The sequence below is a fragment of the Streptomyces sp. NPDC048424 genome (genome assembly GCF_040651555.1).
GTDB lineage: Bacteria > Actinomycetota > Actinomycetes > Streptomycetales > Streptomycetaceae > Streptomyces.
In genome coordinates, this window is sequence record NZ_JBEZKE010000025.1 from 36,251 (window position 1) to 52,792 (window position 16,542).

Annotated in this window: 14 protein-coding genes; 9 read left to right on the forward strand and 5 right to left on the reverse strand. The window is 72.4% G+C overall.

All coding sequences use genetic code 11. From position 1 onward, the window contains the following. Positions 1-2: 2 nt before the first annotated feature. A complete protein-coding gene (locus AB0D29_RS28830; RefSeq protein WP_362858226.1) occupies positions 3-1,274 on the reverse strand; it encodes an extracellular solute-binding protein in 1,272 nt (423 codons plus the stop codon). Positions 1,275-1,496: 222 nt separating this feature from the next. Here AB0D29_RS28830 and AB0D29_RS28835 point away from each other — a divergent pair, with 222 nt between their 5' ends. The 3 genes from AB0D29_RS28835 (at position 1,497) to AB0D29_RS28845 (ending at position 5,604) form a co-directional block, all read left to right on the forward strand. Next, positions 1,497-3,578 (forward strand): glycoside hydrolase family 13 protein, encoded by a 2,082-nt coding sequence (locus tag AB0D29_RS28835; RefSeq protein WP_362858228.1) that lies wholly within the window; start codon positions 1,497-1,499, stop codon positions 3,576-3,578. A 26-nt stretch (positions 3,579-3,604) separates the two neighbouring features. Further along, positions 3,605-4,645: a LacI family DNA-binding transcriptional regulator gene (locus AB0D29_RS28840; RefSeq protein WP_030717335.1), complete on the forward strand. Its 1,041-nt coding sequence runs from the start codon at positions 3,605-3,607 to the stop codon at positions 4,643-4,645. A gap of 74 nt (positions 4,646-4,719) precedes the next feature. After that, positions 4,720-5,604 (forward strand): phosphatase PAP2 family protein, encoded by an 885-nt coding sequence (locus tag AB0D29_RS28845; RefSeq protein ID WP_362858230.1) that lies wholly within the window; start codon positions 4,720-4,722, stop codon positions 5,602-5,604. 15 nt (positions 5,605-5,619) lie between these two features. Here the strand turns inward: AB0D29_RS28845 and AB0D29_RS28850 are convergent, their stop codons facing one another. Further along, entirely contained in the window at positions 5,620-6,591 is a 972-nt protein-coding gene (locus AB0D29_RS28850; RefSeq protein ID WP_362858232.1) for a superoxide dismutase, read from the reverse strand. 445 nt (positions 6,592-7,036) lie between these two features. Here AB0D29_RS28850 and AB0D29_RS28855 point away from each other — a divergent pair, with 445 nt between their 5' ends. Beyond that, complete coding sequence (locus AB0D29_RS28855; RefSeq protein ID WP_362858233.1) at positions 7,037-7,945, forward strand: nitroreductase/quinone reductase family protein; 909 nt, start codon at positions 7,037-7,039, stop codon at positions 7,943-7,945. A 59-nt stretch (positions 7,946-8,004) separates the two neighbouring features. On the opposite strand, the gene AB0D29_RS28860 is transcribed toward AB0D29_RS28855, so the two are convergent. Further along, on the reverse strand, positions 8,005-9,174 hold the full coding sequence (locus tag AB0D29_RS28860; RefSeq protein WP_362858234.1) for a hydrolase: 1,170 nt from the start codon (positions 9,172-9,174) through the stop codon (positions 8,005-8,007). A gap of 446 nt (positions 9,175-9,620) precedes the next feature. Between AB0D29_RS28860 and AB0D29_RS28865 the strand changes: the two genes are divergently transcribed. From AB0D29_RS28865 to AB0D29_RS28885, 5 genes are all read left to right on the forward strand, one after another. Continuing rightward, on the forward strand, positions 9,621-10,391 hold the full coding sequence (locus AB0D29_RS28865) for an AfsR/SARP family transcriptional regulator (RefSeq protein ID WP_362858236.1): 771 nt from the start codon (positions 9,621-9,623) through the stop codon (positions 10,389-10,391). Further along, positions 10,388-11,347 (forward strand): MBL fold metallo-hydrolase, encoded by a 960-nt coding sequence (locus tag AB0D29_RS28870; protein WP_362858238.1) that lies wholly within the window; start codon positions 10,388-10,390, stop codon positions 11,345-11,347. Before AB0D29_RS28865 ends, AB0D29_RS28870 begins: the two co-directional genes overlap by 4 nt. A 154-nt stretch (positions 11,348-11,501) precedes the next feature. Next, a complete protein-coding gene (locus AB0D29_RS28875; protein ID WP_362858240.1) occupies positions 11,502-11,969 on the forward strand; it encodes a nuclear transport factor 2 family protein in 468 nt (155 codons plus the stop codon). 50 nt (positions 11,970-12,019) lie between these two features. After that, on the forward strand, positions 12,020-12,751 hold the full coding sequence (locus AB0D29_RS28880; RefSeq protein WP_362858241.1) for an SDR family NAD(P)-dependent oxidoreductase: 732 nt from the start codon (positions 12,020-12,022) through the stop codon (positions 12,749-12,751). A 13-nt stretch (positions 12,752-12,764) separates the two neighbouring features. Continuing rightward, on the forward strand, positions 12,765-13,799 hold the full coding sequence (locus AB0D29_RS28885; RefSeq protein WP_362858243.1) for an LLM class flavin-dependent oxidoreductase: 1,035 nt from the start codon (positions 12,765-12,767) through the stop codon (positions 13,797-13,799). Positions 13,800-13,894: 95 nt separating this feature from the next. Here AB0D29_RS28885 and AB0D29_RS28890 read toward each other — a convergent pair whose 3' ends face one another. Together AB0D29_RS28890 and AB0D29_RS28895 are read right to left on the reverse strand one after the other, a co-directional pair. Next, positions 13,895-15,124, reverse strand: coding sequence for a nucleotide disphospho-sugar-binding domain-containing protein (locus tag AB0D29_RS28890; RefSeq protein WP_362858245.1), 1,230 nt, complete (start codon positions 15,122-15,124; stop codon positions 13,895-13,897). 37 nt (positions 15,125-15,161) lie between these two features. Next, positions 15,162-16,328 (reverse strand): serine hydrolase domain-containing protein, encoded by a 1,167-nt coding sequence (locus AB0D29_RS28895; RefSeq protein ID WP_362858247.1) that lies wholly within the window; start codon positions 16,326-16,328, stop codon positions 15,162-15,164. Between the last annotated feature and the right edge of the window lie 214 nt (positions 16,329-16,542).

Genomic DNA, 16,542 nt, shown 5'->3' on the forward strand with positions numbered 1-16,542 from the left:
CGTTACTTCCAGCCCTTGAGGATCTTGCGGAACTCGACGCCGGCCGACTTGGCCGCGTCCTCCGGGCTCGACGCCCCGGTGATCGCCTTGGTGTATTCGACCTTCAGCGGCTCGAAGAGGGAGCCGTTCTCCGGGATCCAGGCGCGCTCGACGGCCTTGTCCACGGCCGGCTTGAAGAACTGGACCATCTCGCTGCTCTTGACGTCCGGCTGCTCGTAGGCGGCGGTACGGGTCGGCAGCAGGCTCAGGTCCTTGGCGGACTGCACCTGGACCTCCTGCGAGGTCATGTACTCGACGAAGGCGTGCGCGGCGGCGCGGTTCTTGGAACCGGCGTAGACGCCGAGGTCGTGGCCGCCCTGCGGGGCACCGGCCTTGACGGAGCCGGCCGGGACGGCGGCGACGCCGAGGTTGGCCTTGTCCTTGAACTGGTCACCGGCGTAGGTGTCGGCGACGGCCCACGGACCGTTGATCATCATGGCGGCCTCGCCGGACTTGAAGGCCGTCTGCATGTTGGTGTAGCCGTCCGTGGCGTTGGTGATCGCCGCACCGGAGGTGACCAGGTCACGAGCGGTCTTGAAGGCCTTGACGCCCGCCGCGTTGTCGACGGTGACCGCCTTGTTCTTCGCGTCGACGAGGTCGCCGCCCTCGCCGTAGATCAGCGGGAGGAACCAGTAGGAGTCGTCGCCGCGCAGGTAGAGGCCGGCCTTGCCGGACTTCGCCTTGATCGCGGCGGCGGTGGTCTTCAGCTCCTCCAGCGTCTTGGGGGGCTGGACGCCGGCGTCGGCGAGCATCTTCTTGTTGTAGAAGAGGCCGAGGGTGTCGATGACCTGCGGCACGGCGTAGGTCTTGCCCTCGAACTTGCCGCTGGCCGCGGCCTGCGGCAGGAACTCGGCGTCGACCTTCTTCGCCGTCTCGGCCGGGACCTCGTCGAGGTAGCCCAGCGAGGCGAAGTCGGCGACCCAGCCGACGTCGGCGCGGATCACGTCAGGCGCGTCGGAGCCGCTGCTGAAGGCGTTCTTGACCTTGTTCTGCGCGTCGCCGTACGGGACGTTGACGTACTTGACGGTCACCTTCGGGTGCTTCGCGGTGAACGCCTCGGCGATCTTCTGGAAGCTGGCCTTCTCGGCGTCGTTCGAGGTGTCCCACCACGTGACCGTGCCGGAAAGCTCGCCGCCGGCGCTGCTCCCACCGTCGTCCTTGGTGTCACCGCCGCAAGCCGTCGCCGCGAGCGCCAGGGTCGCGACCAGCGCGGTGGCCGCTATGCCACGCCGCATATGAACTCCTTCGATGATCCCGGCCGCGCCCTCGCGGTCCCGAGTTGCCAGGAACGTAACAAGACTGAAAGAGGACCGAAAGACCTTGCGCAAACTTTCTGCAAGCGGAGGGGATCGTTACATCCGTGTGTCCGTACGGTTGCCGCAGCTTGCTGTTAGTTCGAGTCACCTTCGACTGCCCGGGCCCGCAACCATGGGGTGTGTACCCGCGTTGACCCCGATATGACCCACGAGTCGACGGCCGTCCAGCTTGCAAGCTCTTCCAGCAACGCGACCGCGAGCGGTGGCTGGTGGCGCGATGCAGTCATCTATCAGGTGTACGTGCGCTCCTTCGCAGACAGCGACGGCGACGGGGTCGGCGACCTGCGCGGGGTCCGCTCGCGCCTCCCCCACCTCGCCCGTCTCGGGGTCGACGCCGTGTGGCTCACCCCCTTCTACGTCTCCCCGCAGGCGGACGGCGGCTACGACGTCGCGGACTACCGAGCCGTCGACCCCCTCTTCGGGGACCTCTCCGACGCGGACGAGCTCGTCCGCGCGGCGCACGCGCTGGGGCTGCGGGTCATCGTGGACGTGGTGCCGAACCACACCTCCGCGGAGCACCCGTGGTTCCGTGCCGCGCTCGCCGGGGAGCCGGGGGCCCGTGCGCGCTACCACTTCCGCCCGGGCCGGGGGCCGGATGGCGCCGAACCCCCGAACGACTGGGAGTCGATCTTCGGCGGCCCGGCGTGGACGCGGGTCGCGGCGCCGGCAGGCGATGGGGGCACCTCCCAGCCGGAGGCCGGGGGAGACTGGTACCTGCACCTCTTCGCCCCCGAGCAGCCGGACCTGGACTGGGACCACCCGGAGGTCGCCGCCGAGTTCGCGTCCGTCCTGCGGTTCTGGCTCGACCTGGGCGTCGACGGCTTCCGCGTCGACGTGGCCCACGGCATGGTCAAGGCCCCGGGCCTGCCGGACATCGGCCGCGGCGCGCAGGCCACCCTGATCGGGACCGAGCCGCTCCCCTTCTTCGACCAGGACGGGGTCCACGAGATCCACCGCGGGTGGCGCCGGCTCCTGGACTCCTACGAGGGCGAGCGCATCGGCGTCGCCGAGGCGTGGGCCCCCACCTCGGAGCGCCTCGCGCTGTACGTACGCCCGGACGAGCTGCACCAGGCCTTCAACTTCCGGTTCCTCAATTGCCCGTGGGACACGGCGGCGATGCGCACCGTGATCGACGAGTCCCTGGCCGCCACCACCTCGGTCGGCGCCCCGACCACGTGGGTGCTGTCCAACCACGACGTCGTGCGCCACGTGACCCGGTACGGGGGCGGCGCCCGCGGCCTCGCCCGCGCCCGCGCCGCCGCCCTCCTGATGCTGGCCCTCCCCGGCTCGGCGTACCTCTACCAGGGCGAGGAGCTGGGCCTCCCGGAGGTCGAGGACCTCCCGCCCGAGGCCCGCCGCGACCCCGCCTTCCGCCGCGGGCGCCGCCGGCAGCCCCCCGAAGCCGGCGCCCAGGCCGCCCCCGCCCCGGGCACGAGCCGTACTTCTGCCGCGCAAGCGGCCACGCCCCGGACCGCGTCCGTCTCCACCCCCATCCCGAAGTCCCAGCCCCCCACCGAGCCGGGCTCCGGTCCGCAGGCCCAAGCACACGCCGGTGCCGGGCCGGAGGCCGGAGCGGGCACCGGGCCGCAGGCTCGCGCGCGGGTCGGGGCCGGGCCGCAGGACCGAGGGGGTGCCGGGCCGGAGGCCGAGACGCAGACCGGGCCAGGGGCCGAGCGGCAGACCGGGCCGGAGGCCGAGCGGCAGACCGGGCCGGAGGCCGAGGCGCGGTTCGGGTCAGGGGTGAATCCGCAAGCCGGGCCGGAGGCCGACGGGCAGGAGGGGTTGCGTGATGGGTGTCGGGTGCCGATTCCGTGGTGCGGGGCGGAGCCGCCATACGGCTTCGGGCCGACCGGGAGCTGGCTCCCGCAGCCGCCCGGCTGGGGCGCGCTGACCGTCGCCGCCCAGACGGGCGACCCGCACTCCACCCTGGAGCTCTACCGCGCCGCCCTCGAGCTGCGCCGCGCGATGCCCGGCCTCGGCGCCCCCGAGGCCGGTACCGGTCCCGCCGCCGAGGCCCCGTACCGCTCCGGTATGTGCTGGCTGCCCGCGCCCGAGGGGGTGCTCCTCTTCACCCGCCCCGGTTTCGCCTGCACCCTCAACAGCCGCCCCGACCCGGTCGAACTTCCCGCGCCCGGACGCCCCGTACTCTCCAGCGCCCCCGTGGAGACGGACGGCCGCACCGTCCGCCTCCCGCCGGATTCGTGCACGTGGTGGGCAATTTGAGCCAGCGCCCGGTACAGTCCAATCCCGTGACCGCACGGCTAGCCGACATCGCAGCCCAGGCGGGGGTCAGCGAAGCCACAGTCAGCCGCGTGCTCAACGGCAAGCCCGGTGTGGCCGCCGGCACCCGTGAATCCGTACTGGCCGCCCTCGACGTCCTCGGCTACGAACGCCCCGTACGCCTGCGCCAGCGCAGCGCGGGTCTCGTCGGTCTGATAACGCCCGAACTGGACAACCCGATCTTCCCGGCGCTCGCCCAGGTCATCGGCCAGGCCCTGACCCGGCAGGGGTACACCCCGGTGCTGGCCACGCAGACGCCCGGCGGGTCCACCGAGGACGAGCTGACCGAGATGCTGGTCGACCGCGGGGTCTCCGGGATCATCTTCGTCTCCGGTCTGCACGCCGACACCACCGCCGACATGGGCCGCTACGACCAACTCCGCGGGCAGGGCGTCCCCTATGTCCTCATCAACGGCTTCTCCGACAAGGTGCAGGCCCCCTTCGTCTCCCCCGACGACCGGGCCGCGATGCAGCTCGCCGTCACCCACCTCACCGCGCTCGGCCACACCCGCATCGGCCTCGCCGTCGGTCCGAAGCGCTTCGTGCCCGTCCTCCGCAAGATCGAGGGCTTCCGGCTCGGGATGAAGGAGCGGCTCGGACTCGACGAGGCCGAGGTCGAGGAGCTGATCCAGCACTCCCTCTACACCCTGGAGGGCGGCCAGGCCGCCGCGGCCGCGCTGATCTCGCGCGGCTGCACCGCCGTGGTGTGCGCGAGCGACATGATGGCGCTCGGCGCGATCCGGGCCGCCCGCCAGCAGGGGCTGCGGGTGCCGCAGGACGTGTCGGTGGTCGGCTTCGACGACTCCCCGCTCATAGCGTTCACGGACCCGCCGCTGACCACCATCCGCCAGCCCGTGCAGGCGATGGGGCAGGCCGCGGTGCGGACCCTGCTGGAGGAGATCGGCGGTACGCCGGCCCCGCACAGCGAGTTCGTCTTCCTGCCCGAACTGGTCGTGCGCGGCTCCACGGCCTCCGGCCCGGGGCAGCGCCGCGCGGCGTCTCGTACCTGAGACGGACCGGCTGCGCCGAAGACCGTCCCGAGGGATGATCGGAGGCGGGAACGCATCTGGCAGACTCTCTCCCCATGGGTGAATCGAGCGTGAAGACACTGGAAACCCGGACGGATGTCTCCTCACCCACCGTGGTCGAGACGGAGACCCGCCCGGGTTCCGACCGCACCCTGCTCTCCCGGCTGCGCACCCCCCGCCGGCCTCGGATCTGGTTCGAGGTCCTGCTCATCGCGGTGAGCTACTGGACGTACTCGCTCATCCGCAACGCGGTGCCCGAACAGAAGACGGTCGCCCTCGCGAACGCCGACTGGATCTGGGGCGTCGAGCGGCACCTCGGCATCGCCGTCGAGCAGTCGGTCAACCACGCCATCAACTCCGTGACGTGGCTGATCGTGGGCATGAACTACTACTACGCCACGCTCCACTTCGTCGTGACCATCGGCGTGCTGGTGTGGATCTACCGTTTCCATCCGGGGCGGTACGCCGCCACGCGCCTGGTCCTCTTCGCCACCACCGGTGTGGCCCTGGTCGGCTACTACTTCTATCCGCTCGCGCCGCCCCGGCTGATGAACGGACAGGACTTCGTCGACACCGTGCTGGTCCACCACACCTGGGGCTCCATGGCTTCCGGGAACCTCAAGCAGATGTCGAACCAGTACGCTGCGATGCCGTCCATGCACATAGGGTGGTCGCTCTGGTGCGGGCTGACGATCTTCGCGGTCGCCTCGGCGCCCTGGGCCCGCATCCTGGGCCTGCTCTACCCGACGGCCACCCTCGTCGTCATCGTGGCCACCGCCAACCACTTCTGGCTCGACGCCGTGGGCGGCATGATCTGCCTCGCCTTCGGGTACGCGGTCTCGCGTACCTGGTACGGCTCCTTCGCCCACCGCCTGCCCCGGCACCCCGAGCCCGTGGGCCCGCACCCGGCCGCCGAGCTCGTGGGGCGCTTCCGGCGCTAGTCGCCCCCGCCGCCGCTACAGCGGAAGGGAGAGCGCCACCGCGTTGTACGGGAGCTCCGGCTCCGGAGGCTGCGGGAAGCGGGAGTTGGGCAGGTAGAGCCGGTTGCCGTGGACGGCCGCCGCGCAGGGGGTCTCGAAGCGCGGATCGGTGACCATGCGGGCCAGGCGGGCGTTGTGACCGGTCGGGTCGAGGCGCAGGACCGCGAGGTCGTTCATGCGGGGCGCGTACAGGGTGCGGCCGTGCACCAGGATGCCGTTGGTGGTGGGCAGGGTGACCCCGCCCAGGTCGATCCGCCGGGCGGCGCCGGTCGCCGGGTGGACCCGGAACAGGCTGCCGCCGTGGGCGTGGATGTTGACGACGACGAGCGCGGAACCGTCCGGGGTGGCCGCGATGCCCGTGGCGGTGAGCCCGTCCGACGGGCCCTGGACCCACTCGCCGCCCAGCCGCAGGGTCACCACCTCGTCACGCGCCGGGAGCGCCCCGTGCGGGCCGAGCGGCAGGGCGAACAGCTGCCCGTTGAAGGAGTCGGTGAACCAGGCCGCGTGCGGCGTGAGGACCACGTGGTCGACGAACGTGTCGGCGTTGCCGACCTCGTACGTCTCGATGACCTTCCCGGTGATCCCGTCCACGACGGTGATCAGCCGTCCCCAGCCGCCGGCGACGAACACCCGCTGCCGCTGGTCCACCTGGAGCCCGACGGCGTAGTACCCCTCCCCCAGACCGGGATTGATCACCTTGCCCTCGCCGGTGAGCAGGCAGGCCCGGTAGACCGCCCCGCCGAGCAGCGAGCCGAAGTAGGCGTACGGCGCCGGGCCGATGCCGATGCCGGCCGGGTGGAAGCCGTTCGGCAGGTTCAGGACATCCGGATATCCGGCACGGCGACGGCTTCGTTCGGCGGCGACCGCCGTACCGCCCCCGCCCGTGGCGCCGAGCAGCACGGCGCCGCCCACTGCCGCGCCGATGCCGAGGAACCGCCGTCGTGCCATGTCCGTGCTGTGCATTGCGCCCCCTGTCGTACGGTTGTCGGCGGCAGTGTGGGGCGGGGTGCTCGGACATCGCTCGAATCCGGCCAGGGTGCCGCTCGGATCACGTTGACAAGATCCCGGAGCGCTCGCTCTAATGAGGGACGTGGCGCGTGGCGCCGGCCAAAGAGAACTGGGCCGGCCGGTGACCGGGCGACCACCTGCACATCAGGGACGATCTCATGCGTTCTCTTCTCCCAGGCTCCGCCTGATCCAGGCGCCTCCGCGCGCCCGCACCGCCGCTCCTGCCGGCCGTGCCGTTTCCCCCGCGTCCCGTACCTGTGTTTCCGGTACGTCTGCCGCCGGCACCGCTGCCCCGGCCCGGGCCGATGCGCACGCACGCGTCCTCTCTCCTCTCCCCTCCTTCCTTTCTTCGCCGCGTCCCCTCACCTAGGGAGTCCGACCCCGTATGTCCTTCAACCAGTCCGTCATCGACGAGTTCCGTGCCAACCAGGGAAAGGTCGGCGGCTACTTCGAGGGCAGTGACCTGCTGCTGCTCACCACCACCGGCGCCAGGTCCGGCGAGGAGCGGACCGTCCCGCTGGGCTACGTGCGCCACGGCGACGAGCTGCTGATCGTCGGCTCCAATCTGGGCGGGCCCAAACACCCCGACTGGTACCACAACGTGCTCGCGCACCCGCTGGTGCAGGTGGAGATCGGTGCCGACTCCTTCGAGGCGGTCGCGGTGCCGGCCGAAGGCGCGCACCGCGACCGGCTGTTCACACACGTGGTGGCCTCGGAGCCGGGCTACGGCGAGTACCAGGAGAACACCAGCCGCGTCCTGCCCGTGGTGGCGCTGCAGAAGAGCGACCCCGCTCCGGGCGAGGGGCCGGCCGAGGTGCGCAGCCTGGCCGACAAGCTGGTCGAGGTGCACGTGTGGCTGCGCGGGCAGCTGCGGCACGTGAGTGCCGAGGTGGACGCGTACTTCGAGACGGCGGCCGCGCACGAGGGCGACGGGGCCGCGCCGGCGGTGGGGCTCGGGCTCCAGATCCGCCAGCACTGCCTGGCCTTCTGCCAGACGCTGGAGTTCCACCACACCGGCGAGGACGCCCACATGTTCCCCGCGCTGGCCGCGCAGAACCCGCACTTGAAGGACGTCTTCGACCGGCTGCGGACCGAGCACGTCACGGTGGCGCGGCTCCAGCAGGAGCTGAGCTCGCTGCTCGCCGACATCAGCGGCGCCGATCCGGAGCGGTTCCGCAAGGAGCTGGCCCGGATGTCCTCGGAGCTGAACGCCCACCTCGACTACGAGGAGGAGTCGCTGCTGCCGCTGCTCTCCGCGATCCCCTTCCCGCCCGGGCCGCCGCCGGCCGCCTGAACGCGATCGCCCCGGCCGGCCCCTCCAAGGAGGGGCCGGCCGGGGCGGCGAAGGCCGGTCTACCGTCCGGCGGGTCCGGCGGGCAGTGCCCGGGCGGCGTAGGCACTCGCGTTGGGCCCGAACTGGAGCACGATGTGCCCTGCGGCCGAGTGGACGTCCCGCCACAGCCGCTGGAGCGGCGAGCTCTCGCTGTGCCCGGCCGTCCCGGACGCCCGGAACAGCCGGTCCACGGCCCCGACGAGAAGGTCGGCCACCAGCGCGCAGTCCCGCTGGGCGCGCGCCGTCTCCAGCGCGGTGATCTCCCGGCCGGAGTCGGCCACCCCCGCGATCCGCTCCAGCAGCAGGCGGGCGGCGTCGATCGCGCCCGACGCCCGGGCCAGGGTCTCCTCGTAGAAGGCGCGTCCGGGGCCCGGGCCCCCGGATTCCTGGGCCCGCAGCTGGCCGGTCGCGTACGCGGACCAGTGGGCGAGGGCGCCCTCGGCGGCGCCGAGCATCGGCAGGCAGAAGAACAGCCCGTTGACGGCGGCGAGCGGCACGGCCGCGGCGGCGGCTCCGGTGTCGGCATCGGTATCGGCGCCGGGAAGGCGTCCGGCCATCAGGTCGTCCACCGGGAAGGACAGCACCTCGGGCACGTGGACGTCGACGACCGTGAGGGTGTGGCTGCCGGTGGCCCGCATCCCGATGTCGGACCAGGTCCGCTCGATGGAGTACGCGGAGCGCGGCAGCGCGAAGATCCGCCGCTCGGCCGGGGCGTCCGGGGCCTTGGCCAGGCCCAGGACCAGCGCCCAGTCGGAGTGTTCGACGGCGCTGACGTACGGCCAGGTCCCGGTCAGCTGCCAGCCGCCGTCCTTCGGCAGGGCCCGGCCGCGGGGCGAGACCGAACCGACGACCAGGGCGTCCGGGCCGTCCTGCCAGAGCCGTTTGCGGCCCTCCTCGGGCAGGAAGGCGGCCATCCGGGACAGGCTGAGGGCGATGGACGCGCACCAGGCGGTGGCCGGGCAGGCGGCCCCGATCGTGGCGACCGCGTCGGTGACGGCGGTGAAGCCGCCGCCCCGGCCCCCGTGAGCCACCGGCACGAAGTGGCGGGCGAAGCCCGCGCCGACCAACTCCCGTACGACGTCCGGGTCCAGCGAGCGGGCGGATTCGGCGGCCGTGGCCCGGCCGGCGGCGAGCACGCTCACGGCCGCCACCGCGGGGGCCGGGGACACTGACGGGCTCTGAGGGGACATCAGGCGGCTCTCCTTGCGGTCGGTGCGAGGAGACACCGTCGGCCGGGCCGATCGGGCACCGGTACAGGCCCGCTACAGCATCGCTAGAGCCGCATCCCGGACGTGGGACATGTCACAACGGGACTTGACGGACCGTGCGCGACCGCGGTCGGCAGGGTGTGCGGACCGGTCGGTACGGGCCGCGCGGACGTCCGGTAACCATCCCGGCGCGCTTTACCACAAGGCGGCGGGCGGGGCGAATCGGACGCCTGTCGCGGTCGCCGGAGAACCCCGTCGAGCGTTCGGACTTTGCTTGATCTTGGGTTGATGGCGCCGTAGCCTTTGCCGGACATGGGACCGGTCGCCCACGGGCCGCTCCCTTTCAACGGGGGTTTTGTAGAATGTCAAATAATTCTTCTCGACCGCCGGAGTCGCTGCCGTTCGCGGAAATAGGCGTACTCGGGCCATTGAGCGTCAAAATCGACGGACAGTCCATCGTGCCCACGGCGGGAAAACCGCGACAATTGCTCGCCCTCCTGGCCCTGCGGTGCGGCCGGGTCGTCCAGGTGCCGACCCTCATGGAGGAGGTGTGGGGTGAGGACATCCCCCGCAGCGGGATGACCACCCTTCAGACCTACGTCCTCCACCTGCGCAGACTCATCGTCGAGGCCCTGCCGGAGGGTACCGGGCGCACCCCCAAGGAGCTGCTGGCCACCCGCTTCAACGGCTACCAGCTCACCGTCAAGCCCAAGTCTTTCGACTTCGTCGAATTCGAGTCACTGGCCGGATCCGGCGACAATGCCCTGGAACGCGGGGACGCTGCCGCCGCTTCGAAGTACCTGCACCAGGCGCTGGAATTGTGGCGCGGTCCGGCATTGATGGACGTACCGGTGGGCCGGGTGCTCTCCATGGAGCTGATGGGCCTCAACGAAGTGCGAATGCGAGTTCTCGAACAGCGCATTCTCTCTGATCTTTGGCTCGGAAAGAGCGCAACTCTCGTTCCGGAATTGCGCAAGCTGGTGGAACAGCATCCGCTGCACGAGAAGCTGGCCGCCTGCCTGATGATCGCCTACCAACGGTCGGGGGCGGGCTGGCGAGCCCTGGAGGTCTTCCGCGACCTGCGCAAGGCCCTGATCGGAGAGCTGGGCGTCGAACCTTCGGGGCGGCTCCAGAACCTCCACCGCGAGCTGCTGTCGAACGCCACCGACCTGTCGCTGCGCGACTACGTCCTCACGTGAGCGCGGGCATGGGCATGGGCGAGGACGGCGGCGGGAACAAGGGCGGGGTGCTGGACGAGGTCGCGGACGGGGTGTTCGCCTACGTCCAGCCGGACGGCAGCTGGTGCGTGAACAACGCCGGGCTCCTCGTCTCGCAGGGCCGGGCCGTGCTGGTCGACACCGTGGCCACCGAGGCGCGCGCCCGCCGGCTGCGCACGGCGGTGCTGGCGCAGGGGCGGCCGGTCCCGTCCGCGGTGGTCAACACGCACTCGCACGGCGACCACACCTTCGGCAACTTCGTCTTCCCCGAGGCGGTGGTGTACGCGCACCACGAGACGCGGCGCGAGATGGCCGCAACCGGCCTGCACCTGACCGAGATCTGGCCGGAGGTGGAGTGGGGAGCGGTGGAGGTGGTGCTGCCGCAGGCCACCTACCGGAGCGAACTCACCCTCCACGTGGGCGGGCTGACCGCGGAGCTGATCCACTTGGAGGTGGCCCACAGCACCAACGACACCGCCGTGTGGGTGCCCGAGCGGCGGGTGCTGTTCACCGGCGACGTGGTGATGTCCGGAGTGACCCCCTTCCTGCCCATGGGCTCGGTGGCGGGTTCGCTGCGGGCCATCGCGCGGATGCGGGCGCTCGACCCGGCCGTCGTCGTCGCCGGGCACGGCGTGGTCGGCGGCGCCGAGGTGCTCGACACCACGGAGGCGTACCTCCGGTGGCTCCAGGACCTGGCCCGGCAGGGCGTCGGCGCCGGGCTGACTCCGCTGGAGGTGGCGCAGGAGACGGACCTCGGTCCCTTCGCCGCCCTGCTGGATCCGGAGCGTATCGTGCCCAACCTGCACCGGGCGTTCGCCGAGGAGCGGGGCCGGGCCCACGGCGCCGCCCTGGACATGTCGGCCGTGATCCTCGAGATGGGGGCCGTCTTCAAGGAGATGGCCGTCTACCGCGGGTCCCGGCCGGCCTGCCACGCCTGACGCGGCGGCCCGTGGGCTGCGGCCCGCGGCTGGACGGTGCTTCGAGCGGGTCTTGAGGACCGGCTCACAGGATCGGCGCTCGCGGGCGCCCCGGCGCACATCCCGTGTGCCCGGGCGCCCGCTCCGTCGTTCCCGAGCCCGTCTGGAGTACCCGATGACGTCCGCCGGCAGCACCTTCGCCGATCTCTACACCGCGGTCGGGCAGCACTACGCCCGCCAGGTCCAGTTCCTCGACAGCGGCAGGTTCGAGGAGTACGCCGACACCTTCACGCAGGACGGCGAGTTCCAGCACACCCCCGGGGTCGCCCCGGCCCGGACGCCCGCCGGCATCGTCGCCGAACTCCACGCCTTCCACGAGCGGTTCGCCGACGACCCGGTGCAGCGCCGGCACTGGTTCAACATGATCGACCTCAGCCCGCGCGAGGACGGCGACTACGACGCCGTCTTCTACGCCCTGGTGCTCACCGTACGGCCCGGGGTCAAGGAACCGCAGGTCGGCCCCAGTTGTCTGGTCCGCGACGTGCTGGAGATCAAGGACGGGGCGGTGCGCAACCGCTCGCGCCGGGTCGCGCACGACCAGCACGCCGAGCACGCCGAGTCCGTCCGGCCCGCGTCCCGTTGAGCGGCCGCCCCGCCCGGCCCGCCCGCCCCTCGAAGGGAGAACCCTCCACCATGCCCCGCAAGCCCGTCGCCCTGGTGACCGGATCCTCGTCCGGGATCGGCGCCGCCGTCGCCCGCAGACTCTCCGCCGAGGGGATGGCGGTGGTGGTCAACGCGGCCCGGAGCGCCGACGCGGGCCGCCGGCTCGCCGAGTCGCTGCCCGACGCACGCTTCGTCCGGGCCGACATCTCCGACGAAGTGGAGGTCCGGCGGCTGCTGGACGAGGTCTCCGAGGAGTACGGCGCCCTCGACCTGCTCGTCAACAACGCCGGTGTCACCCGGGCCGTTCCGCACAAGGACCTCGACGCGGTGACCGGGGAAGTGTGGCGCGACATCCTCGACGTCAACGTCGTCGGCACCTGGCAGACCACCGTGGCCGCCATGCCGCTGCTGCGTGCCTCGGGAGCCGGCCACGTCGTCAACATCTCCTCGGTCGCCGGGGTACGGCCGGCCGGCAGCTCCATCCCGTACGCGGTCAGCAAGGCCGCCGTCAACCACATGACCCGGCTGCTGGCCGCCGCGGTCGGCCCCGAGGTGCGGGTGAACGCCATCGCCCCCGGGCTGATCGACACCCCGTGGACGGAGGGCTTCACCGAGATCCGCGCCCGGGTGCGGGAAGCCGTGCCGCTGCGCCGCACCGGTACCCCCGAGGACGTCGCGGAGCTGGTGGTGGGCCTGCACCGGGCCGCGTACACCACCGGCGAGGTGGTGCTCGCCGACGGCGGCGCCCACCTGCTGATCTGAGAGGACGAACACCGTGAAGCTTGGCGTGAACCTGAGTTACCAGGGCGCCGCGGAGCTGGCCGTCGCGGCCGAGCGGCTGGGCTACGACGTGGCGCTGGCCCCCGAGGGCTACCGCTCGGACGCGGCCAGCGTGCTCGGCCTGGTCGCCGGGCGGACCGAGCGGATCGCGCTCGGCTCCGCCGTGATGCAGATCCCCGCCCGCAGCCCGGCCTTGGCCGCGCTGACCGCCGCGACCCTCCAGTCGCTGTCCGGCGGACGGTTCCGGCTGGGGCTGGGCGTGTCCAACCCCGATGTCTCCGAAGGCTGGTACGGGGTGCCCTTCGCGGAGCCGCTGGCCCGGACCCGGGAGTACGTGGAGATCGTACGGAGGGCGCTGACGGGCGAGCCGGTCCGCTACTCGGGCCGGCACTACCGGCTGCCGTCCTCCGGATCCGGCGCGGCCCCGCTGCACGTGATCACCGAGTCCGCGGGTACGCCCGTACCCGTGTACCTGGGGGCGGTCGGCCCGGGGAACCTGGCCCTGGCGGGCGAGATCGCCGACGGGTGGATCGGGGTGTTCGCCGCCCCCGAGCAGGTCGCCGAGTCGGTGGCGCACATCGCGGCGGGCCGCGCGCGGGCCGGCCGGCCCATGGCGGGCTTCGACGTCATGCCCTGCCTGGCCACCGCGATCGGCGAGGACCCCGACGGCTGCGTGGACCTGCTGCGGGCCCACTACGCCTACCTGATGGGCATCGGGGCACCGGAGCGGAACTTCTACATCTCGCTCGCGACCCGGCTGGGCTTCGGCGCGGCGGCCGCCGAGGTGGGCAGGCTCGCGGCCGAGGGCGACCGGGCGGGGGCCGCCGAGGCGGTGCCGGCCGGGTTCGTGGAGCTGACGGCGCTGACCGGCCCGGTGGACCGGGTCGCGGAGCGGATGCGGCAGTACGCGGAGGCGGGCGTCACCACGCTCGGCATCATGATCTCCGCGATGGCCGGCGGCCTCGAGGAACGGATCACGGTCCTGGAGCGGGCGATGGCCGCGCTGGAACGGTCCGGCGTGCGGGGCTGAGGCGGCCGCCGGAACGGAAACGGAACGCGCCGCGGGCGGGGCACCTGGCAACGGTGCCCCGCCCGCGGCGCGTTCGGGTGTGCGGTGCAGCGCCCTCAGGCGGCCGCTCCGGCGGTGATGCGCTCGATCAGCTCGGCCGGGGACGGCTGCCCGGCCATCTCGCGGCGGACCTGCCCGGCCGCGTGCCGGAAGGAGTCCTCCGTGAGCAGGCGTACGGCGGCCGCGGCGATCTGGCCGGGGTCCGCCGTCGCCGGTGCCAGGGCCAGGCCCACCCCGCGCTCCACGACCCGGCGGGCGCAGAGCTCGTTGTCCGCGCCGCTGGGGACGAGCAGTTGCGGCACTCCGTAGTGGAGGGCTGCCGCGGTGGTGCCCGATCCGCCGTGGTGGACGACGAGCGCGCAGTCGCGCAGGATGCCGGAGAGCGGGACGAAACCGGCCGGGACGAGGTTGGCGGGCAGCGGTCCGAGCGCGTCGAGGTCTGTCTCGTCGTCGGCGAGGACCACCTCCGCGTCGAGGGCGGCGAGGGCCTCGATCAGCAGCCGCAGGGCGTCGGTGCCGCCCGGCAGCAGGGGGGCGACGGTGCCGAGGGTGAGGCAGATGCGGGGCCGGTCCGGCCGGCGCAGCGCCCAGTCGGGCAGGACGGCGCCGCCGTTGTAGGGCACGTAGCGCATGGGCAGCCAGGGCACGCCGTCGTGCGGGTCGGCCTCCTCGTGCTCCAGGCCGCCGAGGCTGGGGGCGCGCGGGTCGATCCGGCCGAGGAGGTCGGGTTCGCGTTCGCCGAGGCCTAGTTCGGCGCGCAGCCGCAGGACGACGGGGCTGTCGTCCGGGACGACGCCGAGACGGGCGTTGGTCCGGGCGGCTTCGCGCACGCCCGGGTCGCGCATCGACCAGGACACCCGGTTGCCGACCTCCAGGGCGGGTACCCCGAGGGCCACGGCGGCCAGTTTGCCGGCCTGGTGGTCGGAGCAGTAGACGACGAGGTCCGCGCCGAAGTCGCGGCCGGCGTCGACCGTGCCCTTGGTCATGGCGAGGGTGAACAGGTCGAACGGGCGCATGGCGCGGGCCAGTTCCCAGTACCCCTCGGGCACGTCGGCGGCGCTGTCGGCCCCGGGAGGGGGGCCGTCCGGGCCGGCGACCAGGTCCTCGCCGACGTCCCGGCCGGGGAACACGTCGACGACCTGTGCCCCGGACCAGGCGGCGGCCTTCGCCATGTGGGCGGTGGTGGCGATCAGGACTTCGTGGCCCGCCGCGCGCGCCGCCCAGACGAGCGGGACAAGGGGCAGCATCAGGCCGTACCCCGGTGCGGCCGGGAACAGGATCCGCATGGCGCAGGACTCCTTCAGATTCGCATGAGGGTGTGGTTCACAGAATTCGGTCGGCGCTTCGGAAAACCGCTTCGACGAGCCTGCGGATTCGGCTGTCCATACTGCCCATCACCGCGGATCCCATATTCGGGACATAGCCGAATGCCAACTCCCGCTCCGGGTCGGCGAAAGTGAAGACGCCGTTCGCTCCACTGAGTCCGAAAGAATTCTTCAGTCCGGCGTCGGCGGGGAATACCGCGCTGTCGGCGAGCTGCACGCCCAGCCCCCAGGTGAGCGGGGTCAGCATGACCTCGCAGGTGCCGCTGGAGTGCGGGCGGGCCATCTCGGCCGTGCGGTCGGGGCCGATGAGGCGGATGCCGTCGACCTCGCCGACCAGGGCGGCGAAGAGCCGGGCCAGCGCGTGGGCGCTGGCGAGGCCCCCGTACGAGGGGTCCTCGACGGCCGGGTCGGCCGGGTCCTGGGACATGCTGCCGATGGTCGCCCGGTAGGTGAGCGTGGTGGGTTCGCGCAGTTCGACGACCTCGCCGGGGTCGGCGCCGCCCATGAGGGCCTCCGCTTTGGACTCCAGCATGGTCGCGAGGTGGGCGTCGGATCCGGTGGCCAGCCCGATGTGGGCGTCCAGGCCCAACGGTCCGGCGAGGTGGCGGGCGAAGTAGCGGCCCGCCGTCAGGCCGGTCCGGCGCCGTACGAGTTCGCTGAGCAGGTGCCCGTAGGTGGTCGCGTGGTAGCCGTGCGCCGTGTCCGGATCCCACTCAGGTCGGGCCGCGGCGAGCGCCTCCGCCACCGGCGTGTGCGCACGCAGCGCGGCCAGCGACAGCGGGGCGTGGTCCAGGCAGACGACCCCGGAGCGGTGAGAGAGGATCATGCGGGGCGTGATGGCGGCCTTGCCGTGGGCCGCGAACTCCGGCCAGTGCGAGGCGACCGGCTCGTCCAGGTCGAGGCCCTGCTCCTCCCACAGATGCAGGAACGCAGCGGTGACCAGCGCCTTCGTCGGCGAGGCGAGGACGCCGACGGTGCCGGCGCGCCAGGGGTCGGTGCGTTCGGGGTCGGCCCAGCCGCCCCACAGGTCCACCACCGGACGGCCCCGGTGGTAGACGCAGACGGCCGCGCCCACCTCCTCACCTGACGCGAAGTTCTCCTCGAAGGCGCGTACGACGTCGGTGAACGCGTCCTCGGCCCGGCCTGCCTGGGGGTATGGGTGCACAGTCTTCCGTCCTTCGCGCGGGGAGTGCGACCGCCTCGGCAGTCGGCTTCGACCTGTGATGATGCGGCCGCCACTCGGGCCCCGCTCGAATGCCGGTCATGTTCCGCTCGTAAGGGAATACAGAGCCCCGGGCGGGGTGACCCCGATGGAAATCCTCTGGCAGGATCGGCGCCATGCGATTCCGCACAAAGGCTGTTCTCCTCGAAGACCGAGC

Bases quoted from the DNA above. Each gene is read 5' to 3' on its own strand.
- AB0D29_RS28830 (WP_362858226.1), bottom strand. From the start codon at position 1,274: ATGCGGCGTGGCATAGCGGCCACCGCGCTGGTCGCGACCCTGGCGCTC.
- AB0D29_RS28835 (WP_362858228.1), top strand. From the start codon at position 1,497: ATGACCCACGAGTCGACGGCCGTCCAGCTTGCAAGCTCTTCCAGCAAC.
- AB0D29_RS28845 (WP_362858230.1), top strand. From the start codon at position 4,720: ATGGGTGAATCGAGCGTGAAGACACTGGAAACCCGGACGGATGTCTCC.
- AB0D29_RS28850 (WP_362858232.1), bottom strand. From the start codon at position 6,591: ATGGCACGACGGCGGTTCCTCGGCATCGGCGCGGCAGTGGGCGGCGCC.
- AB0D29_RS28855 (WP_362858233.1), top strand. From the start codon at position 7,037: ATGTCCTTCAACCAGTCCGTCATCGACGAGTTCCGTGCCAACCAGGGA.
- AB0D29_RS28860 (WP_362858234.1), bottom strand. From the start codon at position 9,174: ATGTCCCCTCAGAGCCCGTCAGTGTCCCCGGCCCCCGCGGTGGCGGCC.
- AB0D29_RS28875 (WP_362858240.1), top strand. From the start codon at position 11,502: ATGACGTCCGCCGGCAGCACCTTCGCCGATCTCTACACCGCGGTCGGG.
- AB0D29_RS28880 (WP_362858241.1), top strand. From the start codon at position 12,020: ATGCCCCGCAAGCCCGTCGCCCTGGTGACCGGATCCTCGTCCGGGATC.
- AB0D29_RS28890 (WP_362858245.1), bottom strand. From the start codon at position 15,124: ATGCGGATCCTGTTCCCGGCCGCACCGGGGTACGGCCTGATGCTGCCC.